18 protein-coding genes and 2 pseudogenes are annotated in these 19,166 nt (G+C 73.3%); 8 read left to right on the top strand and 12 right to left on the bottom strand.

What is annotated here, in order from left to right:
* Positions 1-335, bottom strand: a pseudogene (locus ACWEVN_RS35285) (HSP18 transcriptional regulator); the annotation flags it as partial.
* 106 nt (positions 336-441) lie between these two features.
* Here ACWEVN_RS35285 and ACWEVN_RS35280 point away from each other — a divergent pair.
* Together ACWEVN_RS35280 and ACWEVN_RS35275 are read left to right on the top strand one after the other, a co-directional pair.
* Complete coding sequence (locus tag ACWEVN_RS35280; RefSeq protein ID WP_452054152.1) at positions 442-873, top strand: Hsp20/alpha crystallin family protein; 432 nt, start codon at positions 442-444, stop codon at positions 871-873.
* 60 nt (positions 874-933) lie between these two features.
* Positions 934-1,704 carry an ANTAR domain-containing protein gene (locus ACWEVN_RS35275; RefSeq protein ID WP_452054151.1) on the top strand — a complete coding sequence of 257 codons (771 nt, stop codon included), beginning with the start codon at positions 934-936 and terminating at the stop codon, positions 1,702-1,704.
* Position 1,705: 1 nt separating this feature from the next.
* Here ACWEVN_RS35275 and ACWEVN_RS35270 read toward each other — a convergent pair whose 3' ends face one another.
* Complete coding sequence (locus ACWEVN_RS35270; protein ID WP_452054150.1) at positions 1,706-2,152, bottom strand: nitroreductase family deazaflavin-dependent oxidoreductase; 447 nt, start codon at positions 2,150-2,152, stop codon at positions 1,706-1,708.
* A 299-nt stretch (positions 2,153-2,451) separates the two neighbouring features.
* Here ACWEVN_RS35270 and ACWEVN_RS35265 point away from each other — a divergent pair, with 299 nt between their 5' ends.
* Together ACWEVN_RS35265 and ACWEVN_RS35260 are read left to right on the top strand one after the other, a co-directional pair.
* On the top strand, positions 2,452-3,741 hold the full coding sequence (locus tag ACWEVN_RS35265; RefSeq protein ID WP_452054149.1) for an amidase family protein: 1,290 nt from the start codon (positions 2,452-2,454) through the stop codon (positions 3,739-3,741).
* The gene (locus ACWEVN_RS35260) at positions 3,725-4,534 is read left to right on the top strand and encodes a MerR family transcriptional regulator (RefSeq protein WP_449683781.1); all 810 of its coding nucleotides are present in this window, start codon (positions 3,725-3,727) and stop codon (positions 4,532-4,534) included. Before ACWEVN_RS35265 ends, ACWEVN_RS35260 begins: the two co-directional genes overlap by 17 nt.
* Here ACWEVN_RS35260 and ACWEVN_RS35255 read toward each other — a convergent pair.
* From ACWEVN_RS35255 to ACWEVN_RS35245, 3 genes are read right to left on the bottom strand one after another with little or no spacing between them, the layout of a single operon-like run.
* Positions 4,527-5,732, bottom strand: a complete 1,206-nt coding sequence (locus ACWEVN_RS35255; protein WP_452054148.1) for a hypothetical protein — start codon at positions 5,730-5,732, stop codon at positions 4,527-4,529. The genes ACWEVN_RS35260 and ACWEVN_RS35255 overlap by 8 nt on opposite strands.
* Positions 5,729-8,665 carry a DEAD/DEAH box helicase gene (locus ACWEVN_RS35250; RefSeq protein ID WP_452054147.1) on the bottom strand — a complete coding sequence of 979 codons (2,937 nt, stop codon included), beginning with the start codon at positions 8,663-8,665 and terminating at the stop codon, positions 5,729-5,731. Before ACWEVN_RS35250 ends, ACWEVN_RS35255 begins: the two co-directional genes overlap by 4 nt.
* A 10-nt stretch (positions 8,666-8,675) precedes the next feature.
* Positions 8,676-10,049, bottom strand: a complete 1,374-nt coding sequence (locus ACWEVN_RS35245; protein WP_452054146.1) for an SEFIR domain-containing protein — start codon at positions 10,047-10,049, stop codon at positions 8,676-8,678.
* Between the two features lie 119 nt (positions 10,050-10,168).
* On the opposite strand from ACWEVN_RS35245, the gene ACWEVN_RS35240 reads away from it, so the two are divergent.
* A complete protein-coding gene (locus ACWEVN_RS35240; protein ID WP_452054145.1) occupies positions 10,169-11,347 on the top strand; it encodes an SEFIR domain-containing protein in 1,179 nt (392 codons plus the stop codon).
* A 35-nt stretch (positions 11,348-11,382) separates the two neighbouring features.
* On the opposite strand, the gene ACWEVN_RS35235 is transcribed toward ACWEVN_RS35240, so the two are convergent.
* Both ACWEVN_RS35235 and ACWEVN_RS35230 read right to left on the bottom strand, forming a co-directional pair.
* Positions 11,383-12,597: an MFS transporter gene (locus ACWEVN_RS35235; protein WP_452054144.1), complete on the bottom strand. Its 1,215-nt coding sequence runs from the start codon at positions 12,595-12,597 to the stop codon at positions 11,383-11,385.
* Positions 12,594-13,370 carry a DeoR/GlpR family DNA-binding transcription regulator gene (locus ACWEVN_RS35230; RefSeq protein ID WP_452054143.1) on the bottom strand — a complete coding sequence of 259 codons (777 nt, stop codon included), beginning with the start codon at positions 13,368-13,370 and terminating at the stop codon, positions 12,594-12,596. Before ACWEVN_RS35230 ends, ACWEVN_RS35235 begins: the two co-directional genes overlap by 4 nt.
* A gap of 124 nt (positions 13,371-13,494) precedes the next feature.
* On the opposite strand from ACWEVN_RS35230, the gene ACWEVN_RS35225 reads away from it, so the two are divergent.
* Positions 13,495-14,082, top strand: coding sequence for a TetR/AcrR family transcriptional regulator (locus tag ACWEVN_RS35225; RefSeq protein ID WP_452054142.1), 588 nt, complete (start codon positions 13,495-13,497; stop codon positions 14,080-14,082).
* Here the strand turns inward: ACWEVN_RS35225 and ACWEVN_RS35220 are convergent.
* The gene (locus tag ACWEVN_RS35220) at positions 14,079-15,179 is read right to left on the bottom strand and encodes a Gfo/Idh/MocA family protein (protein WP_449683771.1); all 1,101 of its coding nucleotides are present in this window, start codon (positions 15,177-15,179) and stop codon (positions 14,079-14,081) included. The two genes, ACWEVN_RS35225 and ACWEVN_RS35220, sit on opposite strands and share 4 nt — an antisense overlap.
* Positions 15,176-15,919, bottom strand: coding sequence for a sugar phosphate isomerase/epimerase family protein (locus ACWEVN_RS35215; protein ID WP_449683770.1), 744 nt, complete (start codon positions 15,917-15,919; stop codon positions 15,176-15,178). Before ACWEVN_RS35215 ends, ACWEVN_RS35220 begins: the two co-directional genes overlap by 4 nt.
* 198 nt (positions 15,920-16,117) lie before the next feature.
* On the opposite strand from ACWEVN_RS35215, the gene ACWEVN_RS35210 reads away from it, so the two are divergent.
* Entirely contained in the window at positions 16,118-16,312 is a 195-nt protein-coding gene (locus ACWEVN_RS35210; protein WP_449683769.1) for a hypothetical protein, read from the top strand.
* Between the two features lie 109 nt (positions 16,313-16,421).
* Positions 16,422-17,276 (top strand): SAM-dependent methyltransferase, encoded by an 855-nt coding sequence (locus ACWEVN_RS35205; RefSeq protein ID WP_452054141.1) that lies wholly within the window; start codon positions 16,422-16,424, stop codon positions 17,274-17,276.
* Between the two features lie 4 nt (positions 17,277-17,280).
* Here the strand turns inward: ACWEVN_RS35205 and ACWEVN_RS35200 are convergent, their stop codons facing one another.
* The 3 genes and pseudogenes from ACWEVN_RS35200 to ACWEVN_RS35190 all read right to left on the bottom strand — a co-directional run.
* A complete protein-coding gene (locus ACWEVN_RS35200) occupies positions 17,281-17,625 on the bottom strand; it encodes a CU044_2847 family protein (protein ID WP_449683766.1) in 345 nt (114 codons plus the stop codon).
* A gap of 23 nt (positions 17,626-17,648) precedes the next feature.
* Entirely contained in the window at positions 17,649-18,938 is a 1,290-nt protein-coding gene (locus ACWEVN_RS35195; RefSeq protein ID WP_452054140.1) for an ABC transporter substrate-binding protein, read from the bottom strand.
* Positions 18,935-19,166 (bottom strand): annotated as a pseudogene (locus tag ACWEVN_RS35190) (hypothetical protein); the annotation flags it as partial. The gene ACWEVN_RS35195 and the pseudogene ACWEVN_RS35190, both read right to left, overlap by 4 nt.

Raw genomic sequence — 19,166 nt, 5'->3', positions numbered from 1 at the left:
GCAGGCGTTCCTGGGGCTGACGGCCCACGGCACGGCGGTGCTGCGCGACGGTCAGCGCAAACTCGACGGCGACGTCGTCGACCGGCACTCAGGTACCGCCGTTCCGCGGCCTGGCGGCTCGCGACGCCCAAAGCCGGCGCGAGGGCCACCCAGCTGGCGCCCGCCGCCCGGGCCGCGGTGATCAGCTCCGGTTCCCAGCTCGCCAGGTGCTCCCGCAGCAGCCGGAGGCCGGACAACGCGGCCAGGACCTCGTCCTGGTCACCCACCCCCGCACGGGCGGCCGCGACCACCTCCTCGATCCGGCGCAGGGCGCCGGTGGGATCGGTTCCGTCCATCACGTCATCCTTTCGACGACCCACATCTTGTCATCGTTTTGACGACATGCTAGAACAGAGCCGCGTGTTGACACCAGAGTTGTCAGATTCCAGGAGGTGGGTCCCGATGTTGATGCGCACCGACCCGTTCCGCGACCTCGACCGGTTCGCCCAGCAGGTCTTCGGCGCCGGCACCTGGTCGAAACCGGCCGCGATGCCGATGGACGCCTACCGCGCCGGCGACGAGTTCGTGGTGTGCTTCGACCTCCCCGGCGTCGATCCCGGCGCTGTCGAGCTGGACGCCGAACGGAATGTCCTCACCGTCAAGGCCGAACGACGGCCCCTGCCCAGCGGTGACGACGTCCGGATGCACGTCTCCGAACGGCGGCTCGGCGTGTTCTCCCGCCAGCTGTTCCTCGGCGACACCCTGGACACCGAGCACATCACCGCGAACTACGACGCCGGGGTGCTGACCGTCCGCATCCCCATCGTCGAGAAGGCGAAGCCGCGGCGCATCGAGATCGACGCCGCCGGCGACCGCACGCGGCTCGAAGCCTGACGTTCGACCGAGGCGGGGGCCTTGGTGCCCCCGCCTCCACCGCGCCGAGGAGGGCGTGCGGTGACCGGAATTCCGACGACCCACAGCGTGACACCCCTGCTCGAGGAACTGCTCGCCCGGATCGCGGCCGACGTGCCGGGCGCCCTCGGCGCGGCGGTGTCCGTGCACCACCGCGGCGGCCCCCTGCACGTGGCGGCCGCGCACGGCCTCTCCGCGGCGTTCGTCCCGGCCCAGCTGAACGGGTTCGACGGCCCCGTCCCGGCCGCCGGCCGCACCGGCGAGCCGGTGGTGACCGCGGACGTCTACGCCGACGACCGCTGGCCGTCCCTGACGCCGAGCGGACTGCTGGAACACCACCCCGCGTTCGCGGCGGACTGGCCACGAGTGCGCGGGGTCGCGGCCCTGCCCTCGGTGTGGGAGACCGAAGGGACACTGGTCCTGTCGGTCGCCCTCGATCGCCCCGCCACCGACGAGACCGTGAACGTGCTCCGGCGCCACGAGCGGCTCGCCGCGATGGCGCTGGTCGTCGCCGAAGCGACCCAGCCGGACCGGACCGAGCAGATGCTGGACCTCCTGCAGTCGCGAGCCGCGCTGGAGGAAGCCAAGGGCATCGTCATCGCCCTCCGCCGCTGCGACCCCGACGAAGCCTGGAACACGCTGCGACGGGCGAGCCAGGAGTTCAACGTCAAGGCGCGCGAACTCGCCGTCGCGCTGGTGGAACTGCTCGGCGGCGCCCCGGCTCCCCAGCCCGCCGGCGAGCGCACGATCCACCCCGGCCCGGCCGCGCGACGCGCCGCGCGACAGGTGCTGAGCGCTCTCGAAAGCCGCTGATTCAGGGCCGTTCGACGCGGAAGACCGCGATGCGCTCCGCGGCCGCCGCGACCGCGTCCGGCGTCGGCGCGGCCGCCAGGCCGGTCGTCACGAACCGCTTCCCCACGCTCGACGGGCTCGTTTCGACGAGCCGGCGCAGGACCGGCCGCCGCTCTTCGACCGGCAGTTCGGCCAGCCGCGCGATCGACGAACGGCGGCCGCGGGTGAGCGTCACCTCGCCCGCGGCCCGCACGTTCGCCACCCAGGCCGCCTTCGGATACGCCTGGACGATGTAGTGCTGCCCGTCGATGGGGTTGACCGCGATCGGGAACGTGCGCGGGACGCCGGTGCGGCGGCCCGGCACGGTGAGCAGCTGCATCGGGCCGAAGGCGACGCCGAGCCGCTGCAGCCCGACCACGATCTTGTTGCCGGCGTTGACCATCCGGCGGTAGCTCTGCGCTGTTGTCATGCCTCGACGGTACACCAACTCATACGGAACTCGTATGATCCGAAATTCGTATTTACTTTCGCTCGGGACCGGGCTCCGGCTCCGGCGGCAGCGGATCCGGCACGGGCACACTGCCGGGTTCCGGAAGCGGCCGGTCCGGCGGCGGGTCCGTCTCCGGGACGACGGGGTCGGGCGGTATCGGCGGTGCGGTCATCGGTTTTCCCTCCGCCACGCGCCGCCCGCGGTCCGGGCGGCCATCACCTGGTGGGCTACCCGCTGCGGTTGACTCTGACACCGTGTCAGGCGCTATCCCGGACGCCATGACACCTTTCCGCACCGCGACCGGGGTGGCCGCCGGGATCCGCCGCGGCGAGCTCTCGGCGCGTGACCTGACCGAACAGCTCCTCGCGCGCATCGACGCCTCCACCGTCAACGCCGTGATCGCGACCTGCCGCGCCTCCGCGCTCGAAGCCGCGGAGCAAGCCGATCGGGCGGTGGCGCGTGGTGACGACGTCGGGCCGCTGCACGGTGTCCCGATGACGATCAAGGACGCCTTCGCCGTGCAGGGCCTGCCCACCACGTGGGGCGAGCCGGCGTTCGAAGACTGCGTCGCGGACGAAGACGCGGCGGTCGTCGAACGGCTGCGGGCCGCGGGCGCGATCGTCGCCGGCAAGTCGAACGTCCACCACCTGCTCGCGGACTTCGGCCGGACCGAGAACCCGCTCCACGGGCGGACGCTCAACCCGAGGGACCCCAGCCGGACGCCGGGCGGGTCGAGCGGCGGTGCCGCGGCCGCGCTCGCCGACGGACTGACCTACCTCGAATACGGCTCCGACCTGGCCGGGTCGATCCGGATCCCGGCCGCCTACTGCGGTGTCCACGGCCTCAAGCCCACCCCGGGCACGGTGCCGCTGCGCGGCTTCCAGCCGCCGGGACCGCCCGCGCCGCTCGTCCGGGAATTCCCCTCGGTGGTCGGCCCTCTGGCCCGGTCGGCGGCCGATCTGCGGCTGGCGCTGCGCGTCACGGGCGGTCCCTTGCAACCCGCCCGGCGGTCCCGGCTCGACGACTTCCGCGTCGGTGTCGTGCTCGACGATCCGGCCTGCCCGGTGACCGGCGAGGTCGGCGCGGCGCTGTCGGACGCCGTCGACGCGCTGGCCCGCGCCGGGGTGCGGGTCCGCGAGGGCTGGCCGGCGGACGTCGACCCGAGCGCCCAGGCCGAGGCGTTCGGCTTCCAGGTGGAACTGTTCTTCGCGAGTCAGGAAGGACGTGCGCCGGCCGGCACCGCCGAGCAGGAGCAGCGGCGGTTCGCGGCCGGGGCGGCCTGGGCCCGGTACTTCGCCGGCATCGACGTCTTCCTCTGCCCGACGGTGTTCACCACCGCGCCCGCCCACGACGACCGGCACCGCTACGACGACCAGGTGTTCTGGATCGCCCAGGCGTCGCTGCCCGGGCTGCCGGCGGTCACGGCCCCGGTGGGGCCGGCCGGGCTGCAGGTCGTCGGGCCCGCGCACGAGGACGACACCGCGATCACGTTCGCGGAACTCGCCGAGGACGTCGTCGGCGGGTTCGTCCCGCCTGGGGCAGGATCGGGCCGTGTTCTCGATCGGTGACTTCGCCCGCCACGGCCGGGTTTCGGTCCGGATGCTGCGCCACTACGACGCACTCGGGCTGCTGCGCCCGGCCCGCGTCGACCCGGCGACCGGCTACCGCAGCTACACGGCGGCCCAGCTGGCGCGGCTCAACCGGATCGTCGCGCTGAAGGACCTCGGCTTCACCCTGGAGCAGGTGGCGACGCTGCTGGCGGACGAGGTCACGGTCGAGCAGGTCCGCGGCATGCTGACGCTGCGGCGCGCGGAGCTGGAAGCCGCGCTGGCCGAGGGAGCGGCCCGGCTGGCGCGGGTCGAAGCCCGGCTGCGGACGATCGAGGCGGAAGGCCGCCTGCTCGCCGACGACGTCGTGGTCAAGGAGCTGCCCGGAATGCGGGTGGTGGAGCTGACCGGGATCGCGGCGGGCTTCGCCCCGGAGGCGATCGGGCCGGTGGTGCACCCGCTGTGCGCGGAGCTCGGCCGGCGGCTCCCGCAGGCGGACGTCACGCCGGCGGGGCGGCTGACCTGCTACTACGAGCAGCGCGCGGAGGACGAGGTCGTGGTGCACGCCGCGATCCCGGCGGCGGTCGGCGGCGGTGACCTCGACGGCCTGACGGTGGCGGACCTGCCGGCCACCCGCGCGGCCACGCTCGTCCACCGCGGCCCGATCGACGACGTCCTGCCCGCGTGGCAGGCGGTGGTGCGGTGGATCGACGACCACGGCCGCCGGTCGGCCGGGCCACAGCGGGAGGTCTACCTCGATTGCCCGGAGGACCCGGCAGGCTGGGTGACGGAACTGCAGGAGCCGATCAGCTGAGCGCCGCGAGCCGGTCCGCGAGCCTCCTGCTGCCCGCCCGCACGGCCAGGTCCCGGATCTCGCCGAACCCGAGGTCACCGAGGCTGAACTGGCGGACGATCCGGGTCACCCGGCTCTTCACCTGCTCCGCGTCCCCGCGGACGGCCCGGCCGAGGTAGGCGTCGAGCCGTTCCAGGAAGGCGCGTTCGCGGGCGCCTCGGTCGGCGCACCACAGGTGCACCAGGTCGGTGCCCAAGACGGCGAACGAGCCCATCTTGGCCAGGGGCACGGGTCCGTCCGGCTGGAAGCTCTTCGCGGGCAAGGTCACCCGCCACCCGCCCTGCGTCGTGCGGGTCGGGGGATGATCGGCGATCCCCTTGCCGGTGAGCCAGGCCTTGATCCTGGTCTCCGTCTGCTCGGCGCTCACCGCACGGGCGTCCGACTCGAGGACCCCCAGGATTTCGGGAGTCGATTCGCAGAGGGCGCCGAGCTCCGGGTCGGCGACGTCGCTCGCCTGGGTGTAGACCAGCTGCCGGGTCCGGCCGGCCGAGCCGGTCGCGCGCACGACGAACATCGGCAGGTACACGCACTCTTCGCCGAGGCTCTCCGGGTGCTCGATCCGGGTCGGCAGGTTGTAGTGGTCGCGATCCGCGCGCCCGGCCAGCTCCGCGAGGGCCTCCCGGCGGAAGCCGCGGCTGGTGTGGAGCATCCGGTAGGTGCGGGCGCCCTCCTTGGCCGTGGCCGCCGGGATTTCGTCGACGGCCAGGAAGGTGACCACCCCGGCGTCGTAGTACGGGCGGCTCAGCGGGACCGACCGGAACCCGTCGAAGTACAGCTTCCGGCGGTCCTCGCGCCGGGCGACGTAACACACCTGGTCCCGGTGGGATTGCCGCCCGAGGTCGGTCAGTTCGACGCGCCCGCCGACCCACCGGAGGTGGCCGATCCGGTCGAGGACCCGCAGCGCCCGGTCGACCAGCGCGTGGTCCAGCGCGAAGAACCCGGCCAGTTCCGCCACGGTGCCCAGGCCGGCCTCGGCGATCCCGCGCTCGAGGTACCGGTCGATCAGCTCGTACGGCCGGCCGTCGGTGGTCGTCGCCCGCACTTCGACCTGCCAGACCGGCAGCAGGATCGCGAAGATCCGGGTCGGGGTCAGGCCCTGGCCGAAGGCCGCGTCTTCGAGAGCGCGTTCCTCCGGGTATCGCAGCAGCCGGCCGGTCATGACGCGTCCCGCAGGTCGTCCAGCAGGCGCGCGATGTCCTGGTACGACCGGACGTCCCCGGCCGCGGCGGCGTGCTCGCCCAGCGAGCGGGCCAGCTCGCGGAAGTCGCCGTCACGCGCCAGCCGGAGCATGGCGAGGTCGCCGATCAGCACCAGCTGCTGCTTGGCGCGGGTGAACGCGACGTTCGCCCGGCGCAGCTCGCGCAGGAACCCGACGTTCTTCGACCGGTTGCTGCGGGTGAACCCGTAGAGGATCACGTCCCGTTCGCCGCCCTGGAACGAGTCCACGGTCCCCACGTTGGTGTCGATCGTGTCCTGCTCCGGGATCTGCGCGCGGAGCAGCTCCTTGACGAGTTTCACTTGCGCCGCATAGGGAACGATGAGCGCCCACTCCTCGTGCCGCCGGTGGTAGAACGCCGCGAGCTCGCTGAGCAGGCGGGCCTCCGCGAGGTTGACCGTGCCGCCCGGCAGCCGCGGATCCCAGTCGCGGGCCGGGGTTTCGGCGCGCTGGGCCACCGAAAGGCCCGAGGTGTCCACGAACGCCAGCGGGCTGGCGAACAGCGGGTCGTCGTGGTCGCGCTCCACCATCGTCTTGAGCGTGCTGCGGTAGAACGTCTCCGAGATGAAGTCGGCGATGACCTTCGGCATCCGGCGCTGCTGACGCAGCTGGACGACGTGGCTCTCCGGCAGGTGCCCGACGAGCACCTCCAGGGCGCTCTTCGTGACGAGGTCGCGGACGGCGGGGTCACCGCTGCGGTCCGCCCAGGCTTCGACCTCGTCGTCGACGAACGGCGGCAGCTGACGGTCGTCGCCCACCAGCACCGTCCGTTCGGCCCGCACGAGCGGCACCAGCAGGTTGTTGACGCTGATCTGGCCGGCTTCGTCGACGATGGCGAGGTCGAACTCCACCTCGGCGATCTCCGAACGCGAAGCCGCGCCGATGCACGTCGCACCGATCACGTCGGCGTAGCGGATCAGCTCCGGGTAGAGCTGCTCGACCGCACCGGAGGCCTCCTCGTGCCATTCGTCGAGCAGCTTCGCCCGGGCTTCCAGCAACGCCAGCCGCGGACCGAGCCACTGGTGGAACCGGATGAGCCCGGCCATGGCCGCTTCGGCGTCGCCGTCGTCGTGGAGCACCGGCAAGGCGTCCGCCGGCCCCACGGCGGCCCGGACGGCGTGCGCGGCCGCCATCGCCTCCGCTCGGCGTTCGTCGGTCCGGCGACCGGCTTCTCCGAGGGCCTGCCGGGCGAGCTGGACCTCGGGGACGTCCCTGGTGGCCAGGTCGAGCGCGTGTCCGGCCGCGTCCACGGCACCGCGGAGCCGGTCGGCGGCCTGCCGGAGCCCGGCGAGTTCGGTGTTCCCGGCGGCCAGCAGACGTGCTCGCCGCTGAGCCAGGGCCCGGGCGAGAAAGCCGGGCCACGGCGGCCGGGCGCGCGCCTGCTGATCGCGCTGCGCGAGACGGTTCACCTTGTCCTGCCGCTTGGCGGCCTTCGCCTGCCGGCGGGTGAGCGAGGCGACCGCGGCCGCGAACTGCTCCTGGGCCGGTCCGCCGAAGTGGCGTCGCACCTGTCCCAGGTGGTCCGCGGCGGCGCGGAGCGCACCGAGCGTGTTGCCGAGTTCCCCGATCCGGCGGCCGAGCTCCTGGGCCCAGCGTCCGGCGTTCGGCAGGCCCCCGTACTTCGGGCGGGCCGCCGCGGTGGTGGCCAGCACCTCGGCCCGCAGCTCGGCGGCCAGCCGTTCCAGCAGGAACGGGCGGCCGGACGCATCGACCTTGCCCTCGTTGCCGACCCGGACGACCACGACGTCCGCGGGCAGCTTGGCCAGGACGTTGTCCACCGCCCGGTTCGTGTGGGAGGCCACGAGCACGGGTCCTCGCTCGGGAGCCAGCGCGCACGCCCGCGCGATCTGGCTGATCGTCCGCGTCTTGCCCGTGCCCGGTGGCCCGAGGACCACCAGCAGGTCGGGCACGCCGAGCGCGTTCCGGAACGCGGCGAGCTGGTCTTCGTCGAGTTCTTCGCCCGGCTGCGCCGGAACCGGCCGGTACGGCTGCACCCGGTGGTCGACGAGCACCGGGAGCAGGGACCGGTTGCGGGTCCGCCCGGTCCGCAGGAGGGCGACCGCCTCGCGCTGCTTGGCGTAGACGACGTCGCTGGAGCTGAGTTCCAGTTCTCCTTGCTGCGCCAGTCGTTCCCAGCTGATCGGCTGGTCGAAGCGGACCGTCACCCGGTCGCCGGCGGTCCGGGTGACCTGGCCGCGCTGTTCCGGTTCGCCGCGCACCTGCACGAACCTGTCGCGGTCCGGAACCCGGCCGCCGACGACCCGGAAGACGTAGACCGACGAACCGGTGTACCGCCGCTCCCCCACCGTTTCCACGGCCCGGTACGGGTAGGCCGGCGCCGAACGGGTCCGGTTCGCGGCCAGCTGCTGGTCGGTGTCGATCACCTCGTCCAGCCGGTCGAGGAACCGCGTGTGCGCGGGCACCTCCCGGACCGGCCGCTCCCGGTTCAGGTGCAGCCCGGCCCAGGCCTGTTCGATCCGCGGCCAGTGCGCGGACGACCCGGGCGGGATCTCGCGGCGTTCGAAGACGGTGTGCCACGCCGTGCGCAGGAGCAGGCAGCCCCGAGCCAGCCGATCGTGGTCCTGCAGCCGGATCGGGGTGATCCCCGCGATCGTGTAGGCGTCGCCGTACTGGGTGACGAAGAGCCGCACCAGGTAGGTGTGGGTGTGCAGCAGCAGGCTCGGGTCGCCATCCGGGCGCTGCGGCGGGCTCAGCGTGGCCGGCACGCCCTCGGACCGGGCGGCCAGATCCGCCGCGACCCGGCCGATCCCCGCGGGCAGGTCGGGGTGGTCCCGGCGTTGCCGCTCCAGCCGCCCGTCCAGCGACTTCGCCGGGACGAGCACGACCCAGCGGGGAAGATCGACAATCTCCAGCAACCGGAACTCCTCATCGGCGGTGATCGAGCGCGGCCGCCAGGAACCGCATGGCGGGGCGGCTCGCCGGGGCGGCGGCCAGGGCGGCGTCGATGGCGACGGCCGCGCGTTCGGGCAGCGCGGTGGCGAACTGACGGACGGGGACGGGAACGGCCGGGTCCGGCGCGAACCCGGTGACGACGTGGTAGGCGACGGCCGCGAGCTGGCGGACGTCGGTCCACGGCCCCACCCGGCCGGCGCTGCGGACCCGCTGTTCGGGAGCCTGGTAGGGCGGTGTTCCCTCGCCGGGCCGGAAGTCCGTCCCGGCGAGGCCGAGGTCCCGCGGCACGACTCGCCCGTCGTCGAAGCGGACGAGCCCCGCCAGGGTGAGCAGCCGGTGGGTGGCGCCCCGGGCGTGCAGGAGCGTCAACGTGCGGCCGAGGCCGGCCAGTCCGGACAGCGTCCGGCGGCTGCGCCAGGCGTCGATCACCTCGCCGGGCTGCGGGACGAAGTCGGCCAAGGTGGCGGACTTCGAGCCGGGCCACGCGGTCACGAGCGTCACCACGCCGTTCTCCCGAACCAGCTCCCGGACCGCCGGGAAACCGTGGCCGCGAAGGGCGGTCAGGAGGTCGCGTTCGCGGGTCAGCGCCGCCGACGCCGCCAGCGCGGCCGGCGTCTCCCGCCGGACGTCGACCTGCCGCAGCCAGACGTCCTCGTGCGGCGGCCCCAGCCGCAGCGCCCGCGCCTGGCGGACGGCCCCGTCTTCGAGGGGGTCACCGTGGACGAGGTACCGCACCCCGCCGATCTCGACCTCCGCCGCCGCGGTCAGGAGCCCGGCCGGCCGGCTCGGCGCGGGCCGGACGCCCACGACGACCGGGTCGACGCCGTGTTCCGGTACGACGAAGGGAACGAGCGGCGGCATTTCGTAGAGCGGGGTCCCCGCCAGTGCCGCCAGCAGATTCCGGACGCCGGGAAGCGTCAGTTCCTCGACCGCGTAATGGGTCGTCGAATGGGCGCACAGGCACTCCGGGATTTCGCCGGCGTCGTGCCCGGGCAGCACGACCGGCAGAATCCGGCGCGTCTCCCCGGGCAGATCACGGGCGAGGTTGTCGCGGAGCATCGCGGCTTCGAGCACTTTCGCGCTCCCGGCCGCCGACGACACGCGGCCGTCCACGATGTGTTTGTACTGCGGGGAAGCGATGGCCAGCACGAACTCGGCCTGCCGGAGCTGGCCGATGGTCCACGCCGTCCAGTCCCGCCGCCGATCGGTGTACCAGACGTCCAGCTGCGCATCGACGCCGGCTTTTTCGCGCAGGAAGGTCGCGAACTCCCGGACCGCGCGATCGTGTTCGGCCGAATCGTGGGCGTAGGACACGTAGATCCGCGGCGAAGTGCCGGCTGTCCCCACTTCTGACCCTTCCCCCCGCAAGATCACGGCGGCTTGTACCCTCTCATGATCGCGAACGGGGCAGAGCCGAACGCGGTAACTGTCCGATATTTGTCCTGTTTTCCCGCTGAGGACTTCCGATGGCGAACCGGTACGACAGCCACCAGCCCGGCGACCACCCCAAGGTCTTCGTCTCCTACACCCACGACAGCGAAGAACACCGGGAAGCCGTGCTGGCGTTCGCCGATTTCCTGGTGCGCAACGGAATCGACGTGGTGTTGGACCGCTGGGCCACCGACCGGCGGCGGGACTGGCAGGCCTGGATGACCCGGAACATCACCGAGTCGGACCACGTCCTGGTCATCGCGTCCGAGGGCTACCGGCGGATGGGCGACGGGATCGGGCCGAACCACCTGAACCTGGGCGGCCAGGCGGAAGCCGCGCTGCTGCGCGACCGCCTCCAGGGCGACCGCGCGACCTGGACGGCCAAGATCCTGCCGGTGCTCCTGCCCGGCCACGGAAAACACGAGATCCCGCACTTCCTCCTGCCCAACGCGGCGGACTGGTACGAGGTGCCGGCCAACACCCCGGAGGCGGCGGATTCCCTGCTGCGCGTGCTCACCCGGCAGCCGCGGGACGTACCACCCGCGCTCGGACCTCGGCCGATCCTGCCGCCGCGGTCCGGTTCCGCACCGGCCCGGATCACCGTCCCGGGCGGGCTTCCGGTCGTTTGGCGTTCGGAGCTACTCCAGGTGCCGCAGGAACCGCCGCTGGTCGAACTGCACCTCGTCCCGGCTCCGCCCTTCCCGCGCTACGGCGTGCTCCAGCTCGAAAGGATCGGCGACGAGCTGGCAACCTCGGGGCGCGCCGCGCGGCTCTTTTCGCGGTCACGGCACATGTCCGCCGGCTCCACGGCCGACGCGGCGTGGGCGGTTTCCTCGGACCGGTGTTCCGCGCTCGGGGTGCTCCGCGGCGGCCAGCGCATGTGCTGGTTCGCTCTGCCGAGCGCGAAGGTCGGCTGGATCCTCGACCGAGCCGATCTGACTGCGAAGCTTACCGAGGTGCTGGAATTGCTCTTGCAGATCAGCCTGCCGCTTCCGGACAGCTTCGCGCCGGCGATCGCGTTGGACCCGGTGAGCACGACTCGGCTCGGGCACCTTTCCGAAGCCGACGCGCGCAGCGCATCACTGCCCTTCGTTGGTCGCGAGCGCATCAGGGTCGACACCGAAGAGGCCTTCCTCGTCGAGGAACTCCGAAGCTCGGCCCAGGACGTCGCCGAGGAGCTGGCCGCCCGGCTCGTCGTCGCCCTCAAGCGGTGATCAGCTGGGCATGGTCGCCCGAGGGGAAGTCGCGGTCAGCGTGGTGCAGGGCTTGGGCCACACCCGACGGGCTGCTCCGCCGGCTGCGGCTTCGGGCTCAGCACCCCGGCGAACACCGCCGCCAGCACGCACAGGACCACCGGCACCGCGAACGTCACGTTCAGCGGCATCCAGCGCGTCAGCCCGCCGATGAGTGCCGGGCCGGCCAGCAGGCCGACGTACCCGAGGCCGACCACGCGGGCCATCAGCGCGCCCGATGCCCGCGTGTCCAGGTTGCCCGCCGCGGTGAACAGCTGCGGGACACCTCCCGAGAGGCCCAGACCGAACAGCGCCCAGCCCACCAGGGACACCGGCACCCACGGGGCCGCCGCGGCGATCGTCAGGCCGACCGCCGCCAACGTGGCTCCGTAGCGGACGATCGCCGCCGGGCCGGCCCAAGCCGCGACGCGGTCGGTCAGGAAGCGGCCGGTCGTCATCGCCACCGCGAACGCGCCGTACGCCAGGGCCGCCGTGGATGCCGACGCGCCGAGCACCTTCTCCATGTGGAGCGCGGCCCAGTCGTTCGCGACGCCCTCCGAGAGCATCAGCGCGAGCGCCAGCAGGCCGAGCAGCCAGACCGTGCGGCCCGGCGTCCGGCGCGTGACGACCGGCCCGGCCACCTCGGGAGAGGCGGCGGCGGGCGCGTCGGCCGGCTCCATCAGGAACCGCGCCGACAGCACGGAAAGCAGCACGCAGACCAGGCCGGTGCCGGTGAGCGTCACGCCGGTGGGCACGCCCGCGCCGAGCGTCGCCGCGCCGATGACCGCGGCGATCGCGCCGCCGATCGACCACATCGCGTGGAACGCCGCCATGATCGGGCGCGGGTAGGCGCGTTCCACCACGACCGCGTGGGAGTTCATCCCGACGTCGATCGAGCCGTTGCCGAAGCCGAAGAAGGCCAGCGACAGACCCAATGCCCACCACGAGTTCGCGAACCCGGGCGCGCACACCGCGAGGCCCATCAGGATCCCGGCGGCCGGGACCAGCCGCCGGTGCCCGAGCCGGTCGACGAGCGGCCCGGCCACCTGCATGCCGGCGAACGCGGCGCCGCCGAGCACCAGCAGCAGCGCACCCAGCGTGCTGTGCGAAATGCCGGTCGCACGCTCGACGTTCGGGATGTGCACCACCCACATGCCCATCGCGAACCCGTTGAGGCCGAAGAACATGAAGGTCGCGAACCGGGCGGCGCGCGGGCGGGGCGGGACGGTCATCGGCTCTCCAAGGGGACGGCTACGTGCACGAGCACGCCGCGCTCGGTCAGCGCGGCACGCTGGTCTTCGGGCGCGCCGGGGTCGGTGATCACCACGCCGGCGCGGTCGGCGGGGCAGATGCAGGCGAGCGCGCGGCGGCCCCACTTGGCGCCGTCGGCGAGCACGATCGTCCGGGCCGCGACCTCGAGCGCGGTCCGCTTGACCTCGGCGTCGTCCAGGTCGAAGGCGGTGAGCCCGGCATCGACGCCGAGCGCGCAGGGGCTCAGCACAGCGACGTCGAACCGCAGGGCCCGCAGCGACGCCAGCGTCAGCGGGCCGACCAGGGCCTGCTCCCCCGGCCGCGCTTCGCCACCGGGCAGCAGCAGCCGGACGCCGGGCACCTCGGCCAGCTCGCGGGCGGCGTGCAGCGACAGCGGCATCACGGTGATCGGACGCCCGCGCAGCAGCCGCGCGAGCTCGAAGGCCGTCGTGCCGCGGTCGAGGACGACGGTCTCGCCGTCGTGGATCAGCTCGGCCGCCGCGGTGGCGATGGCGCGCTTCGCCGCGAGCCCGGCCGTCGCGCGGGCCGCGAACGGCGGCTCGGTCCCCGACGGCGCCGCCGGCACCGCGCCACCGTGCACCCGGCGCAGCACGCCCCGGGACGCCAGGTGGTCGAGGTCGCGGCGGACGGTCATCTCCGACGCCCCGGTCGCTTCGGCCCGCTCGGCGACGCCCACCTGAGCAGCGCCGCGCAGGCGCTCCACGATCACCTGCTGCCGCTCCGCGCTCTTCACGTCGCGATATTCGCAATCCGGGCACGCTCGCACAACCGGTTTGTTCACTCGCTCACCGTGCATGTGCGAACCACCACTGGGGCATGATGGTCGGCGTGCACGCCGCCGAGACCACCGCGACCCCGTGACCGGGGGCTACCTGAAGGGCCGGATCCGCCGCGAAGACATCATCACGGCGGCGGCCGCGGCGTACGGCGAGCTCGGCTACCACGGCTCGTCGCTGCGGGAGATCGCCAAGCGCGTCGGGATCTCGCACGCCGGCCTCCTCTACTACTTCCCCACCAAGGAAGCCCTGCTCGCCGCGGTGCTCGAACGCCGGGACGCCGACGACTCCGAGCGCGAACAGCTCACCGTGCCGCCCGGGCTCGAGGTCCTGCGCCACTTCGTCGCGCTCGCCGAGCACAACGTCCGCCACCCCGGGATCGTCGACCTCTACTCGCGGCTCGCCGCCGAAGCGGTCGCCCCGGACCACCCGGCGCACGAGTACTTCGTGCGGCACTACCGGGCCGCCCGCGACGGCGTGCACGAGTCGTTCGAGGCCCTCGCCGCCCGCGGCGAGCTGCGGGACGGCGTCGAGCCCGGGCCGGCGGCGCTGACCTTCATCGCCCTGATGGACGGCCTGCAGGTGCAGTGGCTGACCGTGCCCGGCGACGTCGACCTGGTCGGCTCGCTGCGTTTCTACCTGCAGAACCTGCTCACCGTCCCGCTCTAGAGGGTCTTCGCGTACGGGTCCCACCCCGCCGGCAGCAGCGGCGGGACCTCGATGGTGCTCTCGACCTCCACGCTCTGCCCGCGCGTCATGGATTCGTCGATGGCCAGCATCGCGTCGAGCACGTGGTAGGCCAGCTCGCCGGACGCGCGTTCCGGCACGCCCGCGCGGATGGCCCGGGCCAGTTCCAGCGCGCCGGTGCCGCGCGAAGCCGCGTGTCCCTGCGGCGCCAGCTCTTCCGGCTCGTCGCGGTCGAGCAGGTGCAGCCGGGTCGGCTCGTCGAACCGGTTGGGGTCCGGCAGCACGGCCGTGCCGAGCGTGCCGGTCAGCTCGGCCAGCGCGGGCCGCTTGAGCGCCGAGTCGAAGCTCAGGACCAGCTGCGCGGAAGCGCTTTCGAACTCGACGAGCGCGGTGACCGTCGTCGGCACCAGCACCGGGAACTCGGTGCCGGCCCGCGGCCCGGATCCGACGACCCGGGTGTCCCGCGCCCGCCCGCCGGCCCCGGTGACGCGCCGGATCGGGCCGAGCAGGTGCACCAGCATCGTCAGGTAGTACGGGCCCATGTCGAGCAGCGGGCCGCCGCCGGGCTGGAAGTAGAACTCCGGCGCCGGGTGCCACAGCTCCGGCCCCGGCACCTGGAACAGCGCCAGCGCGGTGAGGGGACGGCCGATCCGGCCCGCGTCGACGGCGTGGCGCGCGGTCTGCAGCGCGGCGCCGAGCACGGTGTCGGGCGCGCTCGCCAGGCGCAGGTTCTTCTCCCGCGCGCGATCGAGGAGCTTGCGGCCGGTCTGGCGGTCCAGCGCCAGGGGTTTCTCCGTCCACACGTGCTTGCCCGCTTCCAGCGCGGCGAGCCCGACCTCGACGTGCGCGGCCGGGACGGTCAGGTTGACGACCAGTTCGACGTCCGGGTCGGCCAGCAGTTCCGCCACCGTGCCCGCGCGCGGCACGCCGTGTTCGGCCGCGCGCGCCGCCGCGCGGGCGGTGTCGAGGTCGGCGACCCGCACCACGCGGACGTCCGGGAAGGCGGTGAGGTTTTCGAGGTAGGTGCCGCTGATGACGCCGGTGCCGATGATCCCGACACCGACCGGCCCGCCGGTCACCGGTCCGCGCCGCTCAGGAAGGCGTGGCTGGCCGCGATGGCCTCGAAGAGGTCGCCGGCCGGGCCACTGTAGGCGTCGAACTCGACCACGCGCAGCGCGTCCGGCGCGGCGGCGAGCACGTCGGCGACCGGCACCCGGCCCTGGCCGGCCGGGACCTGGCCGGTGGCGTCGGTGGCGAGGCCGCCGTCCTTGACGTGGATGGCCCGCACCCGGTCGCCGAGGCGCCGCAGCAGGGCGGGCGCGTCCTCGCCGCCCGCGGTGGCCCAGTAGGTGTCGACCTCGAGGGCGACCGCCGGGTCGAGCTGCTCGGCGAACACCTCGAAGGCGCTGCGGCCGTCGATCCGGGATTCCAGTTCCCACCAGTGGTTGTGGTAGCCGACGGCGACGCCGTGCTCGGCCGCGAGCTTCGCGGCGGCGTTGAGCCCCTCCGCCGTGGCCGCGATGTCGGCGGGCTCCTGCCACCGCTCGGCCGGCACGAAGGGGTCGATCACCAGGCCGATGCCCAGCTCGGCCGCGGCGGCGAAGACGGCGTGCTGGTCGGCGCCGAGCAGCTGCGCGTGGGCGGTCGGGGCGGTCAGGCCGTTGGCGGGCAGCCCGGCCCGCAGGGCCTCGGCGTTTTCGAGGACGCCGTACGGCTCCACCTGCGTGAAGCCGATCGCGGCGAGCCGCCGAAGGGTGTCGGCGGGATCGGCCGCGAACGCGTCTCGGACCGAATACAGCTGCACGGAAGGCTCGCTCATCACCGGCTCCTCCACTTCCCCGTGGCGGCCGTCCGCCACGGCTTCTCAATTTCTACCACCTGGTCAAAATTGCCACCAGGGGCTGTCAACCGGACGGCCGCGTGCGGCGGCTCACGCCGGACGGGGTTTTGGCAAGCGCCCGATGGGGCAGTAACGCCGAGAGCAGGAAGCCAGGTCGATCCCGGGAGGTGCCGGCAAGTGGACAGGGCAGGGGACGAAAGGGACACCGCGGCCGCCGTCGGGCGCCCGTCGTCCCGTCGCGACCTGACGGACCTGTCCGAAGCCGCGCGCGACCTCGACCGGCGGATCGAGCAGCACCTCGAGCGGCTGCGCCGCGAACGCGCCCAGCGCGCCGCGGACATCCCCGGCCAGCGGCTCCGCCCGAGCGGCTGAGGGAGCCACCTCGGGTTCACCCCGCGGACGCGACCTACTACGCTGGGTGGCCCAACGCCGCACGCCACGCCGCACCCCACGCCGCACCCCACAGTCCTGCGAGGTCGCCATGTCCGACACGCCGTCCGCGCTGTCCCCGAGCCAGACGCCGGTGGGCGTCGACCCGGCCCGGCCGAGCATCGCGCGGATCTACGACGGGTTCCTCGGCGGCAACAACTTCTACGAAGTCGACCGCATGGTGATGGAGAAGATCCGCACGGCGGTCCCGGAAGCGGTCGACATCGCCCGCGGCAACCGCGGGTTCCACAACCGCGCGCTGCGAATGCTGGCCGGCCAGACGAAGATCAGCCAGTTCGTCGACTGCGGCTCCGGGCTGCCGACGGCCGAGAACACCCACCAGATCGTGCAGCGCATCGACAAGGACAACACGGTCGTCTACATCGACAACGACCCGGTGGTCCTCGCCCACGGCCGCGCGCTGCTCGTCGAGAACGACTTCACGCACATGGTCGAGGCGGACATCTTCCAGCCGCAGGAAGTGCTGGGCCACAAGGAAGTCCTGGCGCACGTCGACTTCTCCGAGCCGGTCGCCCTGCTGCAGGTGGGCACGATGCACCACTACGAAGGCGACGGCGTCTTCGACATCATGCGCGAGTACATCGACGCGCTGGCACCCGGCTCGTACGTGGTGCTGTCGCACTTCTTCGACCCCGAAGTGCCGGAGCTGACCGAGATCGCGAAGCGGATCGAGCAGATCCTCGTGCAGGGCCCGCTCGGCGCCGGCCGCTTCCGCACCCGTGGGGAAATCGAAGCGATGCTGGCCGGCCTCGAGATCGTGCAGCCGAACGCGACGTCCGCGCCGGGCATGGCGGTCTGCGACGAGTGGTGGCCGGACGGCCCCCGGCTCACGCCGCTGAGCGACTCGGCCAAGTGCGTCGCCGGGATCGTCGGCTACAAGCGGTAGCGCCTCACCCCTCCTCGGCCGGCTCTTCGGCCGGGGCCGCCTCGCCGCGCACCCACTTCAGCTTGACCTCGAACTGGCCCTGCAGCCCGGTCCGCGCGATCACGGCCCCGGCTTGGGCGTCCAGTTTGACGCCGAACTTGAGCTCAACCTCGTCCGGGCCCAGATCGCGGAACTGCGCCAGTGCGGCGGACGCGGCCGCGCGGACCTCGCTCAGCGCGTGCTCGAAGGTCGTGGTCGCCTTGCGGAGCACCCCCGACGGCACCGACGCCTGTTCCAGGCCCGGTTCCCCTTCGACCTCGACGACCACCGAACCGCCGCCGTCCAGCGGGAACCGCACGAACTCCTGCACCGGATCTCCTTCTCCTCAACGGTCTAGCACGGCAGGTCGAGCCATTGGTCCTCACCGATGCCCTGGCGCACCTGCTCGAGCTTGTCGAGCAGGAAGGGCAGCCGGTCGGGACGGGCCAGGTACTCCAGCACCGCCTGGTAGAACGCGCTGGTCATCGCCGAGGGCATCAGGTCCGACGCGTCGAAGCACAGGTCGCCGTCGCCGGCAAGGGTCGCCGCGATCCGCCGGGTCACCTCGCTGCGGTAGACGTCCGGCCCGGCCAGGTGCTGGTGCACCGAGAACGTCGTCCCGCCGGACGGCCAGATCCGCTGGCTCTCCGCCCCGGCCAGGTAGGCCATGAGCCGGCGCGCCGCCGGGGTGTCGCGGAACATCCCGGCGAGGTCGGCCGAGACCTCGGACGTGCCGGCGCCGCCGGCGCCGGGGAACGGGAAGAACCGGAAGTCCCGGTCGGGGACCGGCGGCCCGCTCGCGCGCCGGATCGCGGTGTACCCGCCGATCGCGAACGAGCCGAGGTGCTCCAGCGCGCACCCGGGCGGGTCGGCGAACATCGCGCGGCCGGCGTCGGCGAACGACGTCAGCAGCGCCGCCGTGCTGCCGCCGCGGACCGCGCCCGGCGCGAGGACCAGCGTGCCCCAGCTGCGCCAGGCGTCCACCATCGCCGCGTCGGTCCAGGGCAGCCGGCCCGCGGTCCAGCTGCGGTAGACGTCCGGTCCGGCGCGGTGCAGCAGGATGTCCTCCAGCCAGTCCGTGCCGGGGAACCCGGAGTTCGGCGGGGCGCCCATGCCGAGGCACCACGGCCGCTGCCCGGCCGCGGCCAGCCGCCGGGACGTCGTGACGAGTTCGTCCCATGTGGACGGTATCGGCCCGGGGAACGACTTCGGCGTGTACCAGACGATGCTCTTCAGGTCGGCCTTCACCACGACCGCGTACACGGCGTTCTCGCCGAGCTGCTGCAGCTTCCGCCACTGCGGGCTGTACGCGGCGGCCGCCTCCGCACCGAGGACCGCGTCGAGCGGCTTCACGTCCCCGGAGCGCACGTACCCGGCGAGCTCGGCCGGGTTCGACAGCACCGCCACGTGGGGCGGGGTGCCCTGCTGCAGGTCGCCGCGCAGGACCTGGTTCTGCGCGCGGGTGCCCTGGTAGTCCACCGGGATCCCGGTCGCCTGGGTGAACCCGTCGAGCACCTGCCGGAACGCCTTCTGCTCGTCGCCGGTCCACGGCCCCAGCACCGTCACCGGCTCCGGGCCGCTCCCGGTGGAGCACCCGGACAGCAGCAGGACGACGGCCAGCACCAGAGCGGCGCAGCGCTTCACGACGCCCTCCTCGCGCGGAACCGGTATTCGTCGAGCCGGGGTTGCAGGCCGCTCACCGCCAGAACGCCGATCCCGGCGGCCAGCACGGGAATCCCGTAGCCGAGCGCGCCGGTCCAGCCCGGTTCGGTGAGCCCCGGCCCGAGCAGCGCGGCCTCGTCGACCTCGTCCGGCGGCGCGACCGCGGCGCCGGGCGGGGTGGTCGCCGTGGCCGCGCTGGCCGCCACGACG

The sequence above is a fragment of the Amycolatopsis sp. NPDC003861 genome, assembly GCF_053605405.1.
Note: the sequence above shows the minus strand (reverse complement) of the source record. Positions and strands in the feature narration are given on the sequence as shown.